The 638-nt window shown below is 33.4% G+C and carries 1 protein-coding gene; it reads right to left on the reverse strand.

The genetic code is table 11. The features are described 5' to 3' along the window. Positions 1-88 precede the first annotated feature (88 nt). The gene (locus ACJQQZ_RS12530; protein ID WP_037551386.1) at positions 89-637 is read right to left on the reverse strand and encodes a recombinase family protein; all 549 of its coding nucleotides are present in this window, start codon (positions 635-637) and stop codon (positions 89-91) included. Position 638: the final 1 nt, after the last annotated feature.

A 638-nucleotide genomic window follows, 5' to 3' on the forward strand; every position in this document is an offset into this window, starting at 1 on the left:
TGTTCAAAAACTCAACATAAAATCAATGTTCATAAAATGATTTAGATACACCTATAAGAGCCTTAAGTAATATATTTTTTCATAGAGTTTAATCTTTAAGCATCCTATATACTGTAGAACGACTTACACCTGTTTGTTTAGCAATTTCTTCTCCAGTAAGTTTTTGTTCATCATATAAGAATTTAATCTCTCTTTTTTTATGATCTGGTAATGATGGTCTTCCACCTTTTCTCCCTCTAGCTCTTGCTGCTTCTAATCCTTTTTTCGTACGTTCGCTTAATAAGTTAGCTTCAAGTTCAGCAAATGCACTCATCATAGTAAAGAACATCTTGCCCATCGCATCTTTGGTTGATACGTTCATATCTATAATATGTAAATCAATACTATTATCATCTAACCATTGAGATAACTCAATTAATTGCTTGGTTGTTCGGCCAAGACGATCTAGTTTATAGATAACTAAAATATCGCCTTCACGTAAATAATCTAAGCATTTATCAAGTTCCGTTCGTTTCGTTTTGCGACCACTCGCTTTCTCGCTAAAGATACGTTCACAACCATATTCCTCAAGTGTATCAATCTGTCCATCAAGACTTTGATCTTGTGTTGATACACGTGCATAACCAATTTTAGCCATT

Source organism: Staphylococcus sp. KUGN1 (assembly GCF_045984185.1).
Lineage (GTDB): Bacteria > Bacillota > Bacilli > Staphylococcales > Staphylococcaceae > Staphylococcus > Staphylococcus warneri_A.

What these genes read in the sequence shown, in the direction of transcription:
- ACJQQZ_RS12530 (WP_037551386.1), bottom strand. Translation starts at nt 637, where the DNA reads ATGGCTAAAATTGGTTATGCACGTGTATCAACACAAGATCAAAGTCTT.